Source organism: Kitasatospora sp. NBC_00374, assembly GCF_041434935.1.
In the GTDB taxonomy this organism is placed as follows: domain Bacteria; phylum Actinomycetota; class Actinomycetes; order Streptomycetales; family Streptomycetaceae; genus Kitasatospora.
Genome location: NZ_CP107965.1, coordinates 220,092 through 241,204, shown reverse-complemented (window position 1 = coordinate 241,204; position 21,113 = coordinate 220,092). Strand labels below are relative to the sequence as shown.

Genomic DNA, 21,113 nt, shown 5'->3' with positions numbered 1-21,113 from the left:
CTCTCTCTCTCTCTCTCTCTCTCTCTCTCTCTCTCTCTCTCTCTCTCGCGCGCGCGCGCGCGCGCGCGCGCGCTCTCTCTCTCTCTCTCTCTCTCTCTCTCTCTCTCTCTCTCTCTCTCTCTCTCTCTCTCTCTCTCTCTCTCTCTCTCTCTCTCTCTCTCTCTCTCTCTCTCTCTCTCTCTCTCTCTCTCTCTCTCTCTCTCTCTCTCTCTCTCTCTCTCTCTCTCTCTCTCTCTCTCTCTCTCTCTCTCTCTCTCTCTCTCTCTCTCTCTCTCTCTCTCTCTCTCTCTCTCTCTCTCTCTCTCTCTCTCTCTCTCTCTCTCTCTCTCTCTCTCTCTCTCTCTCTCTCTCTCTCTCTCTCTCTCTCTCTCTCTCTTTTTTTTTTTTTTTTTTTTTTTTTTTTTTTTTTTTTTTTTTTTTTTTTTTTTTTTTTTTTTTTTTTTTTAAGAACACGCGCGCGCGCGCGCGCGCGCGCGCGCGCGCGCGCGCGCGCGCGCGCGCGCGCGCGCGCGCGCGCGCGCGCGCGGGGAGCGACGGCCGCCCGGCCGCCCGGCCCGCCAGGGCCACACAAACAGCCCCGCAGGGCACACCAACCCAACCAACGCCCCAACCACCCACCACACCAAAGAGAAGAGAGGGGCGCACAGAGAGGGTTGTCAGAATTTCCGGGAGCCTTGGTTGCCGCCCTGAGCTGGGCGTATGCCCTCCGTGAGCCGGACCGGGGGTGGTGGCGTCAGGAGCTACGTCAGGAGGTAGGCCAGGAGCTACGTCAGGAGCTACGTCAGGAGTCCCCGCCGAGCCGACGCCGACCCTCCCGAGTGTTGGCAGGATGCGTTATCCGTGGTAGTCTTTCTCTTGTCAGGCCGGGTGGCTCCCGGAAGACACTCGAACCGCTAGAGCATGGAGGACAGCATGAACCGCAGCGCTCGCAAGGCCGCAGGGATGATCCGCAACCGCCGCCGCGCCGGTCAGTTGGCGAAGACCTTCGGTCACCGCCCCCGCTCCCTGGCCACCTACGCGCTGGCCGCCAGCGACATGAACCGCCCCACGGCCGAGGGATGCGCGAACAGCCTGCGCAGCGTCGCGAAGAAGCTGGGCATCGAGGGGACCCGGAGCATCGCCACCCGGACCATCCAGGGCGGCGGCCGGAAGCGGACCGAGGTGCCCACCACCCAGTACACCCCCGCGCAGGTCCGCCAGATCGCCGAGCGGTACGCGCCCCGGAACCCCGCCTACAAGCGGACCCGCGCCCGGCTGCTGGCCCTCACCGCCGCCTGACAGTGCCTCCGCCGGGGGGTGGGAACTCCACTCCCCGGCATTCAGAAGTCCCCATTCTAAAAGCCTTCCCACGAAATCGGAGAAATATCATGAACAAGACCGCTGCCGCCGTTGTCGCCGCCGCCAACACCGTGGTTGCCAGCGCGATGGAAATGCTCCCGCAGGGCGTTTCCGAGCGAGTTCAGTTCTCCTACACCGCCGATCAGGTCAGCGTCACGCTGGCTGACTCTCTCACCCGCCGCGCCAAGACCCAGGCACTCGCCCACGTGATGATGGCGTTCAAGGCCGCCGGATGGACGCTCAAGATCGGCCGCACTGTGGCGTTCCACGCCCCCGACGCCGCGTTCACGGTCCGGAAGAAGGCGGCCCCGAAGAAGGCGGCAGCCGCGCCCACCGTGGCCCCGGCTGTGGCCGAAGAGGCCCCCACCCTGTTCGCCGCGCAGGACGTGGCGTTCAGCAGCTGACCGAGCACGCCGGGGGGCGGGGCGGGAAGGGAGTCCCGCCCCGCCCCCCTGGGCCACCTGCGGAACGCTTCCCACTCATCCAGGAGCAGCCATGTTCTACGTCATCACGTCCGACCAGGGCCGGACCGTCCACGTCGCCGAGGGGGAGCAGGCCGCTTCCACCTACATCCGGCAGCTGATGACTCTTGGCGCCAGTTACAGCGTCGAGACCAGCAAGGCCCCGCCCGCGCGCGGCTAAGAAGCCACTCACCGGGGCTCGTAGCGGCTGACCGGAGCCGGGGTGGGGCCGGGGCTTCCCGGCCCCACCCCGGGCCCGCCAGTGGCCGGGAGCAGGCGCGCAGCGCCGGGCCAAGCGGAGCGGCGTCAGCCGCCCCGCCCGCGCCCAGGAGGGCCCGGCAGTCCAACCGGGGCAGCATCGGCCGCCAGGCCGAGGCAGGAGGGCGCAGCCCCCGCCCCCAGAAGTACGAGAAGGCGTAGTGCTGCGCCCCCTTGCCGGGGGCGCACCCGACGGGCGGTTCGCCCCGGGGACGAGCGGGCAGGGTGGGGCGCTGCGCCCCGCCCGTCATCAGAGGAGGTCGGCGAGATGTCGGAGTTGGACCAGGCGCGGGCCGAGTTCAGTGCGCTGTGGCGGATCCGCGAGCGGAGTCCGGAGGAGGCGGAGCGGCTGGAGGCGTTGCGGGCCCGGCTGGTGGAGTTGCTGGCGGTGCCACCGGCGGGGTACCAGGCGCCCGAGGCCGGCCGGGGGTTGGTGGAGCACGCCCGCGCCCACGGGTGGCGTGTCTTGGAGCAGTGGGCCCGCGCGAGTGACGGAGCGCCGTTCTACACGGTGACGGTCGGTCGGCCCGCCGAGGACGAGGAGGCCCGGCGGTTCGGGCTGCGGTGGGAGTACAAGCACACGTGGCATTCGTGGGGTGCTGCGCCCGGCAGGGTGCGGCTGTTCCGGTCGGGGACGGCGCAGACGCCCGCCGCACCGAGGGTTCATGACGCACCGTCGGTGCGCCGGATCATGGCGGTGATCACGGAGAATCCGGTGGTGTGAGGCGTGGATCACACCCATAGAGTGCGTTATTCATGGTAGTCTTTCTCTTGTCAAGCCGGGTGGCTCCCGGAAGGCGCCCGGACCGCACGACGAGAGGACAGAGACCATGACCAGCACCCAGACCCCCAGCAGCCTCGCCGGAGCCTACGAGCCGGCCTCCCCCGGCACTCGCGGCTGGCGTGAGGCCATGGCCCGGCCCCTGCGCCTGGACGGCAAGCGCGTCACGGTCGTCGTCGAGGGCCCCGCCGGGCGCACCGCCTACCTGTTCGTTGGGGGCATCGCCGGAGAGCCGTACGAGCTGCCCGCTGACGTCACCGATGTGAACGCGTGGGCCCAGCAGATGGTCGCGGAGCAGGTGGCGCAGCCGGATGCGGCGCCCGCCGCCGCCCCGCGCCCGGTGGCCACGGTGAGCGTGCCCGGTTCGTTCGCCGAGTGGCTTGAAGGCACCAACGCGATGACGGGGGACGACGACCACGACCCGAGGTCGCTCGCGCTGCGCCTGGCCGTCCAGGGCGGCCGGAGGGTCCAGCGCGGCCGGTCGTGGAGCCTGGTCGTCGAGGGCGACGCGCGGACCATGAGCGTCCTCACCGAGTACACGGACGCCTTCCTGAACACGTGCGGTGTGGAGGACGAGTCGGCGACGCAGGCCGAGCTGAGCGGGGCGAGGAAGACCCAGGAGCGTGCGCTGGCGGCGCGGGCCGCCCTGGTTGCCACCGAGCGGGCATCCCGCCGTCGCCAGGCCCGGCGGACCCTGGCCATGTACGGCGCCGTCAAGGGCGGGTCGTTCTGGGACAAGGTGGCGGTGTTCCACGGGTTCAACCCCGGCGTGAGGGTCGCCGGCATCTCGGCCATGATCACCAAGTTGGTGGACGACGCGTGGACCGCCCTTGAGGGCGCCGAGTGGGAGGCTGTCAGCCCGGCCGAGGCGGAGAAGCTGTTCGATCTGGCGGACAGGGCCGCCGACTACCGGGCCGCCCGGACGCAGCACCGTACGCGGACCAGCTGACCGGTCGCCAGCCGGGCCACGGCTGGCCGCAGGAGGGCCCCGGCCCCGCGGAGCGGGCACCCGAAAGGGCCGCGGGGAGCACGACGCCCCGCCGCCGAGACCCGGCGGCGCACCCCATCTATGAATGCCATATCCATGGTATTCTTTTTGTTGTCAGGCCGGGTGGCTCCCGGAAGACACCTGAACCGTACGACGAGAGGAATGCTGATCATGGCGACGAAGACCGGGCTGTACGCACCCAAGCCAATGGCCGCCTCCCGGCCGGAGGTCCGCGCGCTGGCCGCCCCCGGGCGAGAGCTTCCCTCCGGGCTCTCCTACCGAGTGGAGGCCGTCACCGGCCACGGCCACGGCCGCCATCGTGCGCCCGTACACCCGGGGCGGTACGTCGTCTTGGTCGACGGCGAGAGCCCGTGGGCGACCGCGCGCCCGGAGGAGTGCCTGGACACGACCGACCAGGGTGTGTGGATCGCGGACGGGGCGGTTCAGGTGTGCCTGAGCTGCGGCCTGGACTGCACCTGACAAGCACCGGGGGCGGGCGCGCGGCGCCCGCCCCCGGTCCACACCGGCACACCGCAACCCAAGGCAGCCGTACCCCCCTCTCGCCGCAAGGGAGTCCCCACCATGTTTCACCGCCTTCTCGCCGCCGCCCGGCAGCTGCGCCGACTGGCCCGGCTCGCCGGCGCCCTGGACGAGGCATCCAGCAAGCTGCGCCCATACACGGTCGTGCTGTTCCATCCGGCCGACCCCACATGGCCCGCGCTGATCCGCCGCGAGCTCGCGCCCAGCCCGTACATCGCGCACCAACAGGCGTACGACGACGTGAACCGCCACGTGTGCCCGAACATGCCGTGGGACGACCCGTACTGGGCACAGGTCCGCGTGGTGTTCAAGGGGTGGCCGGAGCACGATCGCGGGACGACCGTGCCCAAGAGGGAGTGGCTGGAGCGAGGCCGCTCCCAGGAGTGACCTACAGAGGGGCCGGCCCGAAAGGCCGGCCCCCGAACCCCATGGATTCATTTTCCATGGTAGTCTTTTACATGTCGCACCGGGTGGCTCCCGGAAGGCAATCGAACCGCCCCCGGAAGGAATCCGCACATGACCGGCATGATCATCGACGCGAAGCCCACCCCCTACTTCCTGGCGCGGTGTGCCGAGTGCGCCCGCCCCGTGCGGACGGAAACGCCGAACCCGCCCTGCCCGGAGTGCGGCACCTCCTTGAGGAGTGAGCGGCTGTACGCCGTGACCCGCGACGAGTCCTGCGACGGTGCCTGCATGAACGCGTTCGGGCCGTCGTGCTCGTGCTCCTGTGGCGGAGAGAACCACGGCAAGTCGTTCGGGGCGCAGTCCACCCGGGAGGAGACGGAGAAGGCGGTCAATGCCTACCGCGCCCGCGTCGCCAAGGAGGAGGAGAAGCGCGCGAAGAGGGCCGCCACCAAGCGGGCGCGCGCCGAACGGGAGTTCACGGACTGGAGCACCGACCGGCCCGGTCGCGCGGAGTTGCTGGCCTACCTTGCCGACGGGCCGCACGACAGCAGCTTCGTGGTCGACATGGCGCGCCAGGTCGCACGGCTGGAGCCGATGACGGAGCGCCAGGAGGCGGCGGTGGAGCGGTGCATGGAGTACGCCCGCCGCCGCGCCGAGGAGGCCGCGCGGCGGGCCCAGGAGGCCGCCGCAGCCGCTCCGGTGCCCACCGGGAAGGCCCTGGAGATCACCGGGGAAATCATCCTCGCCAAGTACGAGGACACGGACTACGGGTCGGGCGGGCGGTACAAGATGCTCGTTCGCGGCGACGGCGGGTGGCGGGTGTGGAGCACCGTCCCGGCCACCCTCACCCGAGTGATCAGCGGTGGCACCGCCAGCGAGCTCCAGGGCAAGCGGGTGAAGTTCACCGCCGACGTGGAGCCCTCTCCCAAGGACCCCTCGTTCGGGTTCGCCAAGCGGCCCCGCAAGGCCCTGACCATCGCCTGAATCCCACCGGGGGCGCGCTCTGAGCGCGCCCCCGGCCCGCACAACTCGACCCCGCCGGCGGCACCGCCCCGCTTGCCGCCGGCGGGCACCGCCCGGGGCACCCACCGTTCCCGCGACCCGAGAGGTTCCCATGCCCGAGCTCACCACCACCGCGACCGAGGCGCCGTCGAAGGCCCTGCCGCCGGGAACGATCATCCGGTGCCAGCACGTCCGGCAGGGGCGGAAGCTGGGCCAGGCACGGGCCGTGGTGCTTGGCCGGTTCGGCACGGGCGAGACAGCGCCGTACCGGGTGTGGTTCTACACCAAGGGCCCGGCCCGCCAGGGGGACGACGCCACGGTGTCGCTCAGCTTCCCGCACGAGATCACCGTCCGGGGCCCGCTCGCCGACCAGTCAGAGCGCATCCTGCGCCGCATCGTGAGGGGATCCCACCAGTTCGCCGACGCGGCCGAGGTGTGGCAGCAGGCGAGCATCCTGGAGGTGATCAAGCGGGCGCAGCGGCGCGGCTGACCGGTCCGCCGGCGGGGCGGTCCGGCCGGTTGCCGGCGCCCCGCCAACGGGGGGTCAGGGGTGTACGGCCCGAGGTGCGGTGGCGTCCGGGTGGGGTGGGCGCTTCACATGATGCGTTATCCATGGTAGTCTTTTACTTGCCAGGCCGGGTGGCTCCCGGAAGACAACCGAACCGCTGTCACGACCGAAGGAGACCGATCATGGCCCGCACCGCGACCAAGCGCCCCGCACGCCGCAGCAGCCTCACCGCCGCCGAGAAGGCCGAGGCGACCGCCAAGCGCGAGCAGCTGGAGAACGACCTGCACGAGCAGCTGGCCGCCGCCGTGATGGAACTGGTCACGTCCGAGGGCTGGACGGCCATGCTGGCGCAGCTGGCGAAGGCGTCCGCGACCGACATCGGCCGGTACTCGGCGAACAACATCTTCATGATCCTCATGCAGTGCCCGCAGGCCACGGCCGTGTGCAGCTACAACCAGTGGCAGGAGCGCGGCCGCCAGGTCATCAAGGGCGAGAAGTCCATCCGGATCAACGCCCCGATGACGGGCAAGCGCAAGGACGAGGAGACGGGCAAGGTCGCCACCGACAAGGACGGGAACGAGAAGACCTACATCCGGTTCAAGCTGGTGCCGGTGTTCGACGCCAGCCAGACCGAGCCCATGTGGCAGCACAACCCCAAGAGCGGGACCTACTTCATCACCCCCGCCCTGGCCGGACCGGTGAAGGCGTTCGGGGCGGACACGCCGGGCGCGGCCCCCGCCGAGATGTGGCAGACCCTGGAGGCGTACGCCGTTCACCACGGCTTCCGGGTGGAGACCGGGCACACCGGAGCGGCGCGCGGGTGGGCGCAGCCGAGCACGAAGACGGTGCGGATCAGTGACCAGGTGACGCCCGCCCAGGCGTCCGTGACCCTGGCGCACGAGGTCGCGGGGCACGTGGCTCTGGGGCACACCGAGGACCCGGCCGGGTACTTCCTGCACCGGGGCGAGAAGGAGACGGAGGCCGATTCCGTGGCGCACATGATCGCCGCCTTCTACGGCGTCGACGCCACGGTGAAGGTTGCGCCGTACATCGGCGAGTGGGCCGGAGGCGATTCGAAGGAGGTCCGCCAGATGCTCAGCGCGACCGCCGAAACCGTCCGCAAGGCGTTCCGCGCCTTCCTGGAGTTCCGGGAGAGCCCCGAGGCCGCCGCCGCCATGGTGGCCGCCCAGGCGCCCGCTCTGGCCACCGCGTAGCGGCCGGTGGGGGTGGGGCCCGGCCGGGCCCCACCCCCACCCGACCCGCGCACCTGTCACCGCCACGGCACAGGGGTGCCAAGGCGCCGCCACGTGCGCCCCGCCCAGGCCCCGGCCCGCCGCCGCGCCCCAGGGACCCGAACACCGACCACCTTGGAGAGACCCCGTGCCCCCCCACGCCACCGCTCAGCAGATCGGCCCCCGTTCCCACCAGTGCGACGCCACCGCCACCCGGGCCACCGACGACGGCGGGCGCGCCTACGTCCTGCTCGACGGGATCGGCTCCAGCGACACCGTCCGGGCCTGGACCCGCGCTCAGGCCCGGCGTCTGGCCGACCTCACCGCGCGCAGCCTCCAGCCGCACGAGGCCATCACCCAGGTACAGGAGGAGATCACCGCGCAGCCTGGTTGGCAGGCCAGCGCCCCCGGAGCTTGCGCCGTCGCCGCCGTCACCGGACCCGACCAGCTGTTGCGCGTCGCATGGATCGGCGACTGCCGCGCCTACCTGCTGAGCCCCGACGGCCGCTTGCAGCGCCTGACGGCCGATCACAACCAGCGGGCGCAGTTCGAGGCGGCCGGGTTTCCCTCCCCTCGGTGGGCGCGGAACATCGTCACCCGTTGTCTCGGGCACGGCGCGGCCGGAGAGGCCCTGACGCCGGACTGGACCGCAGTCCATGACCGTTCCGGTTCCCGGTTGCTGCTCGCGTCCGACGGCTGTTACGAGCCGATCGAGGACGCCGCTCACAATCTGGCCGCCGCACTCGGCGGCGGGGACCCGGCCGACCGCGCGGAGCACCTGGTGCGCCTGGCGCTGCGCCTGGGCGGCACGGACAACGCGACGTGCATGGTCGTCGACTTCCCGCCCGCCGGGGCCCCGGCCGCCAGCACCAGCCGGGTTCACTGCGCGCACGGATCCGTCCTCATGCAGGACGGCTGCCCCGGCTGCGACGCCGCCGAGGAGACGCCCCACCCGGCGGACCCCGTCAGGGTTCACCCGGTCTGGGCCCGCCGCGCGCTGACGCGCTGCCGTACCTGTGGCCAGCCGCCCGGCCGCCGCATCCACAGGGCCGCCTGAGTGCCGCCCCGGCCACCGCCGGTCGCTACCCGTCCGCCGTCATCTCCCGCCAGCCAACGGAGTTCAGTCCATGCCCGCCACGCCCCCGCCCGCGCCGTTCACCTACACCGGCCAGACCGACCCCTACCAGACCGGCGCCGGCCACTTCCCCGGCCCGCACGTCCGTGACGCGGACATCCTGGACATCGAGGTGGTACGCATCCCCTCACCGGCTGGTGACGGCGCGGTACTCGCCCGCCCGGCCGTGCGTCTCACGGTCGCCAGCACCGCAGACCGAGGCCCCAGCGAGCTCCAGGTCACGCAGTGGGGTACGCCGGCCGACTGGACCTTGCACCCGGCCCACCTGCCCGAGGAGGACCGCGCCCGCCTGGTGGCCGCAGCCCTGGTCGCCGACGGCATCCCGGCCGGTCTGCAGTTGGTGGGCCACGGCCTGTTCTGCGCAGCTGTCGAGCTGAACACCCGGGCCGGACGGCGGACCCTGTATGTCGGTATGGAGGACAGCCTGGGCTGGGAACTGGTCGGCGACGGCCCGAACGACGCGCAGCCCGGCGGCGACTGGTGGGGCGCCTTCCCCCACGACGCCCCCGCGTTGGTCCGCCGGTTCGTCCGCCGTGCCAAGGCGACGTTCGCTGGCGAGGCGCCGCCCGTCCGCCCCTGACGGCGGGGGCCGGGCCGCCGAGCCCGGCCCCCGCCGAGGGGCGGGGCGCAGCGGTCGGGAGGCCGGCCCCGCCGCACGGCGCACCGCCGGCCGGACCCTCCAGGGCGGCCGGCGCCGGCGCCGCCGGGGTGCAAGGGCCGCACAACATCATGGGTGCTGTTTCTGTGGTAGTCTTTCTCTTGTCAGTCCGGGTGGCTCCGGCTGGCATCGGACCGCACGCATCCCGCCCCACCGACCGAGAGGACTTCCGCGATGACCGCCACCAGGGCCTACGTGACCACCCCCGCCGGGACCTACACCAAGGAGGAGTGGACGGCGCTCGTCGCCGACTACGAGGCACTGGAGGCCCTGCCGGAGCGCAAGGAGCACATGGTCATCGCCGGCGCCGCCGTCATCGCCCGGGTGCGCGGGGAGGGCGACGGCCGCCTGATCTTCGGCATGGAGGTTCGCAACGCGCGAGGCGTCGGCTTCGCGATCATCAACCGCGGCAGCGTCGACGGGTCGAACTGGTGGACCGGGTTCCCCGGCGTGGCGGAGTCCGACACCATGCAGGGCGCCGTCGAATCGGTGGTGGCGGCCGCCAAGCGCGGCCGACTGTGGACCGCCGACAGCTGGGAGCGGGTGTACAGGCTCACCGACCGCTACAAGGCCCGCATCGAGCGCGAGGCCGCCGGGCTGGGCGAGGCCCCCTGCGCGACCTGCGGCAGACAGGACTGACCGGGCCCCGGGGCGGGTGACGCATCACCCGCCCCGCTTCAGTGTCCGACGGCCGCGTACGGCCGGCCGGGCCGCCCACGGGGCACCGTGCGGCCCCCGAACTTCCCGAACCGCCCAGAGCCGAGAGAGGCCGCCATGTCCCGCGTACTTCGCATGAACCCGACAACCTTCTGGTGGGAGAACCACTACGACCAGGCCGCCCACCTGGGCTACGTGCGCCTCACCTGCGAGGAACCCACCGCCGACGCCTGGGAGGTGAAGTTCCCCCGCTTCCAGGTCGCCTACGGCGGCTGGTGTGCCAGCCGGAACATGCGCCTGGCCGTCGAGGGCATCGCCGAGCGCACCGTCGCCGAGCAGATCCGCCAGCGCATCCTCACCAGCACCCGCGAGCAGTCCACGTTCGACGGACTGTGGGCCGAGGTCCGGGACCTGGGCCGCGCCCCGCACGAGGCGTTCGACACCGGCGCCGAGTTCTGGGCCACCGCCGGCTCCCGATCCGGGCAGCGCGGTTCGATCGCCATCCGCAACCGCTACGACGCGGCCGTCCAGTGGGAGGGCGAGCCGTTCACGGGCGGCACCACCTACGCCCTCGACCTGATGAGCGCCACACGGCCCGTCCACCGGCACATCCCGCACAGCATGGGCTGGCTCAAGGGCCGCTAGCCGTGCCGGCCGGCCGCCCCGCCGGGGCGACGGGCAGGGCGGTCCACCGCAACCGACACGCAGACCCCCAAGGCGATTCACCACCCCGGGGCAGTCCGGACTCCCCCGGGCACTCAGCCCCTCCACCACACAGTCCCCCATGGGATCAACGAGAGCGAGAACGCCATGAAGCGCACTCTTCAGAAGAGCATCCAGTCCGCCGTACTCCGGACCTGGGACCCCACCGGCAGCGACCCGGACGCCGGCGCGGTCGCGGTCCGGATCACCTTCCCCGCGGACACCTTCCGCCAGGCGCCGAGCTGGAGTCCGGGCGCGGACTTCGAGGCCTGCCGCGCCGGCCAGGCCTGGATACGGCGCACCCCCGAGGCGACGACCATGGTCGTCGCCGGCGTGCAGCTGCCGCTGCGCGTCGCCGGTTCCCCGGGCGGGCCGGAGGTGTGGACCGCGACTGGGCCGCCGGATGCCGAGGCGCCCGAGTTCCTGTGGGAGGAGCCGGCCCGGATCACCGAGCTGCGCCGTGCGCCGGGCACCCGGGTCGACCGGGCGCCGCTGGCCGGTCACCCGGCGGCCGCAGCCGCGGCCCGCTGGGCGGAGTTCGAGGAGGAGTGGGGGTTCCGGCCCGAGCGGAAGCCGGACGGCCGGTGGTCGCTGTTGCTGCTGTGCCTGCCGGCCGCGCCGACCCGGCCGAATGAGCGTGAGCTCGTTGATGCTGCCGCCCTGGTGGCCCGGCGGTTCGGCGGGACGGCTGAGGTCCGGCCGTACAGCGCGGCCGGAGACCCGTTCGCGGTCTGGCGGATCCTGGAGCGCGCGGCCGCCCGGCTGTGAGCATTGCGGCGGGCATGCGCCACCGATAATGCTTTATCCATGGTAGTATTTCCTATGTCAGTCCGGGTGGCCCCCGGCGGCACGTCGAACCGTACCCCCAGGGGGAACCCGTGATCGCGCCCCAGTCCGCCAAGCTCGACCTCACCGCCACCGACTTCGGACTCGGCGACCTGGCCGCCCACGTCGCCCACCTTCTCGGCCCCTCCTGGCACCACAGCGACCGGGGCAACTTCCCGACGCTCCACCACGCCGACGGCACCCGCGCGGCATTCGAGCCCGCTCTCAGCGCCGATCCGGACGTCCACCTGCTGCTGCTGCGCATGACCGCCGGGGACGTATGCGAGACCGGCGAGGTGTACGTGCACGACGAGGACGAGGACGAGACGCTGTCCGAGGTCGGCGCCCGAACCGCCGCCAAGATCCGCGAACTCTGCGCCGAACAGGGGTAGTTCGGCCCGGCGGGGAACTTCCACGGCCAGGATGCGGACCACGGCGACCACCAGCCGCCCCTCACCCACGAGCCGGTCCACGGGGACGGCCGGACACCGTGGCCCCCGACTGAACCGACGCGGGGAGCCACCCAACCGGTGGAGGCCGCTCGTCCGTCCTGAACTACCGCCGCGTACCGGGCTGGCCCGACGAGGGCCGCCCCGGCCCCCGCCAGCACGGCCAGAAGCGCGCCCGAATCCGCCGGCAGCGCCGCCGCGCGACCAAGCGGCTTGACGAGCGCCTGTGGCGCAACGCCGACGACCGCCGACGACCCCACCCCACACGCAACCCCTCCGGCGGGACCGCCCGCCGTAGTGCGATTCAACCCCTGGGAGTACCCCTGAACAGCACTCTGTCCGTCCCCACCTGGTTCACTCAGGCAGTCGGGGCCCTGGCACAGCAAACGGCAACAGCCGTCGGAGCCTGGGAGATGGTCGAAGAGGAGATCGCGGCGGCGCGCGAGCGCCACGGCGAGAAGGAGCAAGGGGCGATCTGGAACGCCTTTCTCCTGATGCAGCACACGGAACCGGTGGAGTCGGCGCCGCGGCTGTACCGGGCGCACGTGCGGGAGCTGCTGGAGCGCGTAGCAGCGGGGCAGGACACGAGGCCGGCCACCGATGCCGAGCTGCTGGCCTCCGTGTCGGCGGGAAGTGTCCAGGGGCCGCTGGGACCGGCCGCCGCCTGCCTGGCGATGCGGCTTCTCGCCCGCCTGCCGGCCGGGGACACCCTGCCGCTCGACACGGAGCCCCGAGTCGTCGAGGACTACGAACGCGTTCACGGTAGCGAGGCGGACAAGATGGCCGAGGACCTGCAGGCGATCCTCACCCAGGCCTGGCGGATCCCCGGCTGACCGGCCCGCAGGGCATGGGGCCCGGGCCCAGGTCGACGCCAGGAGAGAGGCCTTCCACACAACCTTTCATGTCTTATCCGTGGTAGTATTTCTCTTGTCAGGCCGGATGGCTTCCGGCAGGCATCGAACCGCAGCGAGAGGGTCACATGACCAGCGAGACCACGATCGATTCGATGATCGCGCTCTTCGGAGAACCGATCCACACCTACTCCCGCGCCGAGGCGATCGCCGACGGCGTCCTGGTCCAAGTGCCCGCCGAGGCGCAGCGCAGGGCCGGCCTCCGGTGGCCGGTGGCCGTGACGGGGACCGTGCACGGTCGGTGCGTGGCGTGGGGCGAGGACGAGGTGATGGAAGCCGGGCGGCTCAATGAGCTGCTGTGGACGGCGCACACGGCCATCGCGGCGGCGGCCCGGCGAGGGGACGGCGGGGCGCTGGCGGTGCCCTTCCGGTTCGCCTTCCACAAGGTCGAGTCCCCGGGCATTCAGCGGGAGGTGCGTCTGACCATCGCGGCCGGGCCCGGGGACGACGGCGAGCCGGTGATGACGATCATGTTCCCGGACGAGGACTAGCGCCGCGTGGGGTGGGCCGGAGGGGCCCGCCCCACCACAGAGCCCCGGGCGTGACCGCGAGCGGCCGCCCGGGCCACACACGATCCACTGCAACTGGAGGTCAGCTGTGCAGAATTCAGAGGCCGTCACCGCGTGGGACAACGTCTTTCGCGTCATGCCGAAGGCGGATGGCGGATTCGAGATCCGTCCGACCGTGGACGGTGAAGCCCTGCTGACGCGGGTGCCCGGTGGGCGACTGGTGTCCAACGCCGCGCTGTGGCGGGCGACCCCCGCCAAGTGGTGCGCGACGGACGAGGGTTGGTGGCACAACCTGTACGTGGCGTTCGGGGACGACCCGCGCGAGTACTTCGCTGGGCAGGCGTGGCGGGGAACCGTGGAGGAGTTCATCTCGCGTCGGTCCTACGACGACATGTTCGGGTTCGACCTGCGGAGCCGGTTCTTCCCCGTCGCCGATATCAACCCGTGCCGCTGCCGCTACGGCAGCGACCGCCGCTGCCGGTGCGGGCACCAGCTGGACAAGAACGGGTTCTGCGCAGCCGAGGAGGAGGTGTGGCGGGCGCTCTACGGCCCCGATTCGATCTGACGGACGATCCCGTCCCTGACGGCCCGTTGTTGAGCGGGCGGTCAGGGCCGGGACCGCCGGCCGCGGTCTGTTCGCCGGCCGCTGCCGCGCCCTGCCGGGCCCCGCGTTGCCGGTGCTGGCCAGCTCGACACGATGCCATATCTCTGGTAATATTTCTCATGTCAGGCCGGGTGGGACGACCGGAATGCCTGAACCGCTACAGGAAGGAAGTACGCCATGAGCTTCGATGGCTGGACCATCCCGCAGGGCCCCCCGACCGCCCAGTTCCATCTCCTCCTCACGGCGGTGGGCCCGGAGGGCTCGCCGATCACACTGTCCAAGGTCGTGGATGTCGAGTACCGGGAGAACGACGATCCGGTTCATCAGCGGGTACACCGAACTCCCCACCCACCAGGAGCTCTACGAGCGGGCCATGGCCGACTTCCAGGCGGCCCATCCCGGAACGGGCCGCCCCGCCGTGCTCCACTTCTCCGCCCACCCCAACCGCCTCACCTGAGCGCCGGGGGACCGGCGGGGTGCCGAACCCGGCCCGCTCCCCCGTCTCGCGGTACGGAATCTTCGAGGACAGCGGCGCACCGCGCCGCCCCTGTCCCGCCCTGACCGTCCCGCAGCATCGCCGGTTCGCACCAGGACCGGAGCCGGGCACACCTCTCCTTTTGATGGCGAGGTGTCCGGGCCACGCTGCGGGACCCGGACCGGCCGGGCACGACGTGCGACCGGTTCTGCGCCCAACGACTCGCTTCCCGTGCCCGGCCGGTCCACCCCCACCGCCCGGACAGCTGACCAGCACCACAACGACACACACCCCGGCATGCCGGATGACCCGGCCGGCGGGCGGCTCCCGCCCGGCCTTCGAACCGCACGTCACCGCCGCAGAAAGGCACCCCACCGTGAACACCCCGAACGACGCACCCACCACCGAGCATCCCCTCCCCCGCAACGCCGCCCGGCTGGCCGAACGCGCCGCCGGCGGCGGCTGGAAGGTCACCACGGAGACGGCCCCCACAAGCGCGAGCGTCACCCTGAAGGCTCGTGTCAAGGACGGCCGCGGGTCCCAGGCCGTCGAGATCTTCTGTCTGTGGGAGGCCGACAAGGCGAACGGGCTGCGCTGGCGGTACGGAAGCCTGCGCAAGGACGGCCGGCCGATCGCCGACCCGTTCGGCTGGCGGGACGTCGGCCATCTGTTGGGCACCTTCGCACCGGGCATGATCGACATGACCCGTGAGGAGACCGACCTCACCCACCACGGCCGCGAGACCCTGTGGTGGCAGCACGACGCCCGGGAGCAGGCCGCCGCGGCGGCCCGGGAGGCGTCCGGAGTGCGGCAGGTCCACAGCCGGCTCCAGGAGCAGCAGGCCGCTGGCGTGGCGTGGGCGGCGCACGCTCTGGCGTCCGTCACAATGGAGCTGGGCCGTGCCGACGATGCGGCGCAGGCCGCCCAGACGCTGTCCGCCGAGGCGCGGTCAGCCGGCGCCCGCCAGGCGTTCGAGCTGGCCGAGGAGGCGCGGGTCCTGGCCGAGGTGTGCGCGATGGCCGCCCAGAAGGCCCGGGCGGTCGCGCTGGGCGCGGAGGCCGACGCGGAGTGCGTGCCCTACGTCGCCGCACAGCAGGCCGCGGACGACGCCGAGGAGACCAAGTGGCGTGCGCAGCACCCCGACGGCGGCCCGGAGGAGTTCGCTCTGGCGGTCATCGAGGCGTACGAGGTGCCCGCCCGGGACTTCGCCCGGTGGTGGACCGAGAACAGCCGGCCGGGGTGGACCTTCCTGCAGGGGTGGGACGCCTTCCGGCCGGGCGGCGACCCGCGCGCCGAGCTCGGCGCGTACGCGGCGTTGGAGGAGGAGACCAACCGGGCGGTATACGCGCTCGGCCTGGCCGCCGCCGCCCTGCTGCGAGACGGCGACGACGCCCAGGCGCAGCAGGAGCGGGCGCGGACCTTGGAGGAGGAGTCGCTGCGCGGGCGGGCGTTGTACGAGCCGGGAGCGCGGCGGCGGACCGGCGAAGGCCACCAGGTGGCGGTGCGGGTGTGGTCGGCGCTGGTCGGACGCGGGTGGAACGTGTGGCTGTCCCTGGACGTGCTCCAGGACCTCGTGATCCTGGAGCGGTGGGAGAAGGCCGGGGCCGTGCAGGAGGTGGGGGCGCTGCGCCGGCTGCTGCTGGTCGACCACGCGCTGCGGGCCCGGCAGACCCGGCACGCCGCCGTTCGCGACGCGCTGAAGGCCGAGGAGAGCGCCCGGTACCGGGCGGCGGAGAAGGTGTACGCAGCGGCCCGGGAGGCCGGGGAAGACCAGGAGTCGGCCGAGTGGGCCCGGCGCGACGCACTGGCCCGGCTGGGCGCCGATGCGGCCGGCCGCCAGGAGGACGGGCGCGGCCGGTTCGCCCGTGGCGCGCAGGTGTGGGTGGAGCCGGACGCCGACGAGGCGGGGGCGGTGCGGTACGCGAGCCGGATCGCGGCATACCTGGGCCAGGGCCGCTTCCGGGTGAGCGGCCCCGTGGGGCTGGTCGCGCGGGAGGTGCCCGTGCACCGGATGTCCCCGGCCCAGGCCGAGGAGGCGGCGGCCGACCGGGCTCGGCAGGAGCGGGACGACGCCGAGCGGCGCGAGCGGCGGACGGCCGCGGCGGCCGAGGAGGCCGAGCGTGCGGCCCTGGCGAAGGCCGAGCGGGACGCCGTCCAGGCCCGGCTGGCGGCGCGGGAGCGGGCGGCCGCCGGGACCATGGCGCCGGTTGCCGAGGGCGGGCAGTGGCAGCCGGTCCATCCGGTGCCGCGGTCGGTCGGCGAGCTCTGGGCGGCGGCGGCCCGGGGCGGCTGGCGGATGACGTGCCGTACCGGCACCGACGGGCGGATGCTGGTCGTGCGCATCAGCGGGACGACCGGTCAGGGCCGGTGGGTGTTCGAACTGCTCTGGCTGGGCTTCGACGGCCGGTACGGCGTCAGCCAGCATCACAGCCTGGCCAAGTGGGCCGACGGCCGGTCCGGCCCGCGCGGCGGGCGGATCAAGCCCACCGTCAGCGATGTCCTGTCCGTCATGGCCACCGAGACGAAGGAGGGGGCGGCGGCGCAGCTGGGCGAGCTGGTCGGCGGTGCCGGTCGGGTGGAGGTGACCGGCCGGGGGGTGCAGGCCTGACGGTACGTCGGGGGGTCGGCCGCACACCCCCATGGGTGCGTTTTTCGTGGTATTCTTTTTCTTGTCGGAAGGTTCGCCCCGGATTGACCCTCGGGGCGGACCTCCGTGAAGATCACAAGAACTCCGAAGGGTGCGTGACCATGGCTGCTGCCGCCGCCTACTGCACGAACTGCTCCGCCATCACCGCCGTCGACAACCCCGCCGGGCCCCTGCACTGCCCGCACTGCGGGGGCGCCGACCACGCCACCATCACCCCCGCCATGGTCGGCGCCGCCCAGGATCTCGCCGACACGGTCGGCGACGGCTACCTGCTCTACGACGTCAGCGACAGCTCCGCCGGACTGACCTGCGGCGAGGCGGAGGCGTTCTGCGCGTTCCTGCGCGCCTACGGCCGCGAGTCGACCGCCGACAGCCTCCTGCTGGACCACGCGGGACACGACGACGAGGGCGACTCCCACGGGATCGACGCCGAGGGGAAGGTGTTCATCAGGACGTGACCGAGCGGCGCGGGCGCGGCGGCAGGCGCCGCGCCCGCACCAGGGGGCCACACCCCGAAAATGCCATTTCCGTGGTAGTATTTCTCTAGTCAGGCCGGATGGCGGCCGGCAGGGATCGAACCGTTCCGAGAGGACGATCAACCGTGACGAACCCCCGCGACCCCTGGCCGTGGTCCGACCGCAAGGCCGAGTACCACAGCCTGTTCCCCGCCGCCGTGGAGACGGTGGCCGAGATCCTGGAAGTGGCCCAGCCCGGCACGGGAAGCCAGCTCCGCGACGCCGGTGTCGAACCCGCTCCCACCCCATGGCCGGTCGGCGATGGCCCCGCTCCCGAGACCGCGGCCGGGAAGCTCATGGAGCTCTGGAACAGCCTCCCCGCCACGTGCATCAGCCTCCCGAATCCGGAGCAGCGCGACGCCCAGCACCTGGTGGGACTCCTGAATCAGGCCGTGTGGCACGCGAGCCACGGGGAGTGGTACGAGGCGGGCGAGAGCCTCAAGAAGGCGTTGCGCAGCGCCTGGATCGTCACCGGGTACCGGTACTGACGATCCGGCTCCCAGGCCGCCGCCGGAGCCACCCGGAGCCCGGCGGCGGCCCTCCCATCCCCTTCTCGGCAAGGACACCGTCATGCCCCTGAACACCACCACCATCACCCTGCACGTCGTCAGCGCCAGCGACCTCGACCGGTTCGTCGAAGAGGTGTACGGGACGCCCTACTGCACCCACGCGGCTCTGGAGGCCCGCAACGGGGACGACCACGCCGCCGACGCGGTCACCGAGCACCGCGGCTTCGAGGACCCGGAGGACCCGACCTCCCCGCTGGTGAGCCGCCCCGGGCTCGACCCCTACGACCAGGAGAAGCTGACCGCGTGGCAGGCCGGACGGCCCGGCCAGGACCCGCGCCCGGAGGTCGTCCTCAGCGACCTGGCCTGCAAGGGGCTGATCCCTCCCGGCCGGTACCTGATCCAGATCCGTTGGTAGCTCCGCCGCCACCCGCCGCCGGCCCTACGGCCGCCCAGCAGCACAAGGACTCCATGCACGTCATCATCAACGCCGGGTCCGGGCCCGTCCCCGACACCGACCGCACCACCGCCGCCGCCGCCGCCGAGAACATGACCCAGTTCGTCGCCGACCTGGCCGGCCTCGGAACCACCGTCGCCGTCTGCACCGCGACCCCGGATGGGGACTCCGGAGACGGCCGCTACGCCTTCCGGCTCGACCTGGCCGACGGACGGGCCGTGGACGTGGAGATGCCCGGCATCCCCCTCGACCAGGTCCGGTACATGGGGGCCGCCGGACAGGACATCTGGGACTTCCCGCGCCTGTACGTCGACGGATCTTCCTGGGTCTGGCGGTACGCGCTCGGCGCTTGCGGCCCCGCCGAGGACTGACCGCCCCGCTGGTCGGCCACCCGGCCCGCCGCACGAGCGCTTGCCCGCGCGGCGGGCCCAACTCCCATTCCTTCAAGGAGACTTCGTGAGCACCCACTACGTGAATCGCGACATGTCCGTGTCCAACCTGGGCAGCATCGCCGAGGCCGGCGACGTCGCCGCCCTGATGGAGGCCGCCCTCCGTGGCGACGGATACCAGGTGATGGCCACCGCCGAGCCGGGCGCCTTCCCCCACGAGGCGGGCACCCGGTGAGCGCTGCGGAACACGGAAGCCGGCCGGAACCGCCGGTCGGCGACACCCCGCCGGCGCAACTGGGCGACGAGGCACTGTCCGCCGAACTCCGGGCGCTGGACGACTACCAGCACGGCCCGGGAGGCGGACGCGCAGTCCCCTGGGAGATCCTCAGACAGATCGGCAACCGGCGGGGCGCCCTCACCCGGGAGCAGACCCGGCGCGAGCACGAACGCGCCAAGGCCGCGCGGGCCGCCGCCGAGCACGAACGGCTGCTGGCCCGCCAGGCGCGCACCAGGATCGGCCGGCGCGACGCGGACGGCCGCCGCCCGGTGGCCGTCGACGGGCGGCCCTGCGGCCAGGTGTGGCGCAGCGGCCATGGTCGCGACTGGTGGTGCCTGGTGGACGGCGCGCAACAGCGGACCCTGTGGGGCAGCCAGTGGGAGGCGGCCGACGCCGTGGTTCAGGCGGTGGACGCGCGGGAGGCGGCTGCCGTGCAGCGGCAGCGGCGGGCGGCGGCGCCGCCCGGGTGGGTTGCCGCGGCGGCGGGTGAGGTGTTCGAGGTGCTGGACGTCGTACGTCTGGCAGGTCCGGAGAACGGCCCGGCGTGGGGCCGACCGTGGCGGGTGACCGGCCGGGAGGAGCACCGGGACGGACGGGTGTCGTTCCGGCTGGAGCTGGCCGACGTGGACCGCCCCTCGGAGGGGACTGTGCTGTTCGGGGATCGCCTGCCCCGGTTCGCCAGACCCTCCGCCACCGCGCTGGCCGAGCTGCCGCCGGCCCCGTTCCGGGTGCTGCACCCCGAGGAGTACACGGAACGGCGGTTGCTGAACGTCGGTGACGAGCTGTCGTCGCTGTCCCGCGTCGAAGGCTGCGCCGAGGCCGCCAGGCGAGCCCTGGTGCTGCTGGCAGGCGTGGAGGAGGGGCGTAGCGCGGACCCGGCGGCGGACATGGGCGAGATCGCCGGCTTGGCCGAGGAACTGGCGCGGATCGTGTCCGACCCGGCCCATCCGGATGCCTGGTCGGGAAGGTACGACCGGGCGAATGCGGAGCATGCGGCCCGCTGGGCGAGGCGGGCGTCGGGGCGGTTCGCGGAAGGCGGCCGGGCGCTAGCGAAGGAGTACAGGGAGTGGCTTCACCAGCCCCATTGATGCTTTATTTATGGTAGTCTTTCTCTTGTCCGGGCGGGTGGCCCCGCCGGGATATCGGACCGCTAACCGAGGAGAGCACCGCATGCGCTACACCATGACCTGGGCCGACCCGCTGACCGCCGAGGAGGAGGCCGAACGGCTGGAGATGCAGGAGGCCGTCAACACAGCGACCAACCCCAGCGCGATCCCCGACGGACCGGAGCGGGAAGCGGCCAGGGCCGCATGGGAAGACGCCTGGACCGCCTACGGCAGGGCCACGCCCCACCTCTTCTACCTGAACACCCGGTCCATGGACGGGGTGCTCACGATCATGGACCGGCTGGGGATGCTCACCGAGCAGGACCACCCGGACTTGCCCCGCCCCGGTGACTTCGGCCTGACCGAGGACGACATGGACGACCTCGCGGGCAACCTCGCCCCTGACGAGAAGGGGGGCGCGGACGCCAAGGGCAGCGGTCAGGACGACGATCCGCTGACGGAGGCCCGCGAGCGGTTCAAGCGGGCACAGGACGAGGTCACCGACGCCGAGCCACAGCCCGTCACCGGCATCCCCTGGCACAAGCTGCGCAGCAACGACGGCTGGCTCGTGACGCCGACCCAGATCGGGGCCGCGCTCGCCGCATGGGAGGCCGCCGACGAGCAGGAGCGCCAGGAGGCCACCGGGGAGCACGACCGGTTCCCCAGGTGGATCGAGTGGATGGGCAAGGCGAAGGAGCGCGGCGGCTTCCGCGTCTTCTGAGCCGGTCACCGGGCCGCCCACGCGGCGGCCCGGCCCGGCGCCCCTGACCCTGCCCCT

The 21,113-nt window shown here is 72.3% G+C and carries 29 protein-coding genes; 28 read left to right on the top strand and 1 reads right to left on the bottom strand.

Features of this window, described 5'->3' with window-relative positions; all coding sequences use genetic code 11:
- On the bottom strand, window positions 1-453 hold a 453-nt coding region (locus OG871_RS40690), incomplete at its 3' end, for a hypothetical protein (RefSeq protein WP_331727550.1).
- 459 nt (window positions 454-912) lie between these two features.
- Here OG871_RS40690 and OG871_RS40685 point away from each other — a divergent pair.
- From OG871_RS40685 to OG871_RS40550, 28 genes are all read left to right on the top strand, one after another.
- The gene (locus OG871_RS40685) at window positions 913-1,278 is read left to right on the top strand and encodes a hypothetical protein (protein ID WP_331727548.1); all 366 of its coding nucleotides are present in this window, start codon (window positions 913-915) and stop codon (window positions 1,276-1,278) included.
- 89 nt (window positions 1,279-1,367) lie between these two features.
- The gene (locus tag OG871_RS40680; protein ID WP_331727546.1) at window positions 1,368-1,742 is read left to right on the top strand and encodes a hypothetical protein; all 375 of its coding nucleotides are present in this window, start codon (window positions 1,368-1,370) and stop codon (window positions 1,740-1,742) included.
- A 91-nt stretch (window positions 1,743-1,833) separates the two neighbouring features.
- On the top strand, window positions 1,834-1,980 hold the full coding sequence (locus OG871_RS40675; protein ID WP_331727543.1) for a hypothetical protein: 147 nt from the start codon (window positions 1,834-1,836) through the stop codon (window positions 1,978-1,980).
- A gap of 345 nt (window positions 1,981-2,325) precedes the next feature.
- Window positions 2,326-2,781 carry a hypothetical protein gene (locus OG871_RS40670; protein WP_331727540.1) on the top strand — a complete coding sequence of 152 codons (456 nt, stop codon included), beginning with the start codon at window positions 2,326-2,328 and terminating at the stop codon, window positions 2,779-2,781.
- 106 nt (window positions 2,782-2,887) lie between these two features.
- Entirely contained in the window at window positions 2,888-3,787 is a 900-nt protein-coding gene (locus OG871_RS40665; protein WP_331727538.1) for a hypothetical protein, read from the top strand.
- A gap of 210 nt (window positions 3,788-3,997) precedes the next feature.
- Window positions 3,998-4,306, top strand: a complete 309-nt coding sequence (locus tag OG871_RS40660; RefSeq protein ID WP_371503571.1) for a hypothetical protein — start codon at window positions 3,998-4,000, stop codon at window positions 4,304-4,306.
- 102 nt (window positions 4,307-4,408) lie between these two features.
- Window positions 4,409-4,753 (top strand): hypothetical protein, encoded by a 345-nt coding sequence (locus OG871_RS40655; RefSeq protein ID WP_331727533.1) that lies wholly within the window; start codon window positions 4,409-4,411, stop codon window positions 4,751-4,753.
- A gap of 129 nt (window positions 4,754-4,882) precedes the next feature.
- Window positions 4,883-5,755, top strand: coding sequence for a hypothetical protein (locus tag OG871_RS40650; protein ID WP_331727530.1), 873 nt, complete (start codon window positions 4,883-4,885; stop codon window positions 5,753-5,755).
- Between the two features lie 130 nt (window positions 5,756-5,885).
- Window positions 5,886-6,263 (top strand): DUF6409 family protein, encoded by a 378-nt coding sequence (locus tag OG871_RS40645; RefSeq protein WP_331727528.1) that lies wholly within the window; start codon window positions 5,886-5,888, stop codon window positions 6,261-6,263.
- 200 nt (window positions 6,264-6,463) lie between these two features.
- Complete coding sequence (locus tag OG871_RS40640) at window positions 6,464-7,495, top strand: ArdC-like ssDNA-binding domain-containing protein (RefSeq protein WP_331727525.1); 1,032 nt, start codon at window positions 6,464-6,466, stop codon at window positions 7,493-7,495.
- Between the two features lie 166 nt (window positions 7,496-7,661).
- Complete coding sequence (locus OG871_RS40635; protein WP_331727522.1) at window positions 7,662-8,570, top strand: PP2C family protein-serine/threonine phosphatase; 909 nt, start codon at window positions 7,662-7,664, stop codon at window positions 8,568-8,570.
- A gap of 70 nt (window positions 8,571-8,640) precedes the next feature.
- A complete protein-coding gene (locus OG871_RS40630; RefSeq protein WP_331727519.1) occupies window positions 8,641-9,228 on the top strand; it encodes a hypothetical protein in 588 nt (195 codons plus the stop codon).
- Window positions 9,229-9,480: 252 nt separating this feature from the next.
- The gene (locus OG871_RS40625; RefSeq protein ID WP_331727517.1) at window positions 9,481-9,945 is read left to right on the top strand and encodes a hypothetical protein; all 465 of its coding nucleotides are present in this window, start codon (window positions 9,481-9,483) and stop codon (window positions 9,943-9,945) included.
- 153 nt (window positions 9,946-10,098) lie between these two features.
- The gene (locus OG871_RS40620; RefSeq protein WP_331727514.1) at window positions 10,099-10,608 is read left to right on the top strand and encodes a hypothetical protein; all 510 of its coding nucleotides are present in this window, start codon (window positions 10,099-10,101) and stop codon (window positions 10,606-10,608) included.
- A gap of 165 nt (window positions 10,609-10,773) precedes the next feature.
- Window positions 10,774-11,433, top strand: a complete 660-nt coding sequence (locus tag OG871_RS40615; RefSeq protein WP_331727512.1) for a hypothetical protein — start codon at window positions 10,774-10,776, stop codon at window positions 11,431-11,433.
- Between the two features lie 110 nt (window positions 11,434-11,543).
- Complete coding sequence (locus tag OG871_RS40610; RefSeq protein ID WP_331727509.1) at window positions 11,544-11,882, top strand: hypothetical protein; 339 nt, start codon at window positions 11,544-11,546, stop codon at window positions 11,880-11,882.
- A gap of 470 nt (window positions 11,883-12,352) precedes the next feature.
- The gene (locus OG871_RS40605) at window positions 12,353-12,772 is read left to right on the top strand and encodes a hypothetical protein (RefSeq protein ID WP_331727506.1); all 420 of its coding nucleotides are present in this window, start codon (window positions 12,353-12,355) and stop codon (window positions 12,770-12,772) included.
- Between the two features lie 146 nt (window positions 12,773-12,918).
- Window positions 12,919-13,341 (top strand): DUF6573 family protein, encoded by a 423-nt coding sequence (locus OG871_RS40600; protein ID WP_331727503.1) that lies wholly within the window; start codon window positions 12,919-12,921, stop codon window positions 13,339-13,341.
- A 106-nt stretch (window positions 13,342-13,447) separates the two neighbouring features.
- Complete coding sequence (locus OG871_RS40595) at window positions 13,448-13,924, top strand: hypothetical protein (protein ID WP_331727500.1); 477 nt, start codon at window positions 13,448-13,450, stop codon at window positions 13,922-13,924.
- Window positions 13,925-14,252: 328 nt separating this feature from the next.
- On the top strand, window positions 14,253-14,420 hold the full coding sequence (locus OG871_RS40590) for a hypothetical protein (protein WP_331727497.1): 168 nt from the start codon (window positions 14,253-14,255) through the stop codon (window positions 14,418-14,420).
- A 394-nt stretch (window positions 14,421-14,814) separates the two neighbouring features.
- Entirely contained in the window at window positions 14,815-17,046 is a 2,232-nt protein-coding gene (locus OG871_RS40585) for a hypothetical protein (protein ID WP_371503570.1), read from the top strand.
- A gap of 140 nt (window positions 17,047-17,186) precedes the next feature.
- Entirely contained in the window at window positions 17,187-17,543 is a 357-nt protein-coding gene (locus tag OG871_RS40580; protein ID WP_331727491.1) for a hypothetical protein, read from the top strand.
- Between the two features lie 143 nt (window positions 17,544-17,686).
- Window positions 17,687-18,088 carry a hypothetical protein gene (locus OG871_RS40575; protein WP_331727489.1) on the top strand — a complete coding sequence of 134 codons (402 nt, stop codon included), beginning with the start codon at window positions 17,687-17,689 and terminating at the stop codon, window positions 18,086-18,088.
- 82 nt (window positions 18,089-18,170) lie between these two features.
- Entirely contained in the window at window positions 18,171-18,524 is a 354-nt protein-coding gene (locus OG871_RS40570; protein WP_331727486.1) for a hypothetical protein, read from the top strand.
- A 53-nt stretch (window positions 18,525-18,577) separates the two neighbouring features.
- Window positions 18,578-18,934, top strand: coding sequence for a hypothetical protein (locus OG871_RS40565; protein WP_331727485.1), 357 nt, complete (start codon window positions 18,578-18,580; stop codon window positions 18,932-18,934).
- Window positions 18,935-19,019: 85 nt separating this feature from the next.
- The gene (locus OG871_RS40560; protein ID WP_331727482.1) at window positions 19,020-19,187 is read left to right on the top strand and encodes a hypothetical protein; all 168 of its coding nucleotides are present in this window, start codon (window positions 19,020-19,022) and stop codon (window positions 19,185-19,187) included.
- Window positions 19,184-20,317, top strand: a complete 1,134-nt coding sequence (locus OG871_RS40555; protein ID WP_331727480.1) for a hypothetical protein — start codon at window positions 19,184-19,186, stop codon at window positions 20,315-20,317. Before OG871_RS40560 ends, OG871_RS40555 begins: the two co-directional genes overlap by 4 nt.
- An 82-nt stretch (window positions 20,318-20,399) precedes the next feature.
- Window positions 20,400-21,056 (top strand): hypothetical protein, encoded by a 657-nt coding sequence (locus tag OG871_RS40550; RefSeq protein ID WP_331727478.1) that lies wholly within the window; start codon window positions 20,400-20,402, stop codon window positions 21,054-21,056.
- Window positions 21,057-21,113: the final 57 nt, after the last annotated feature.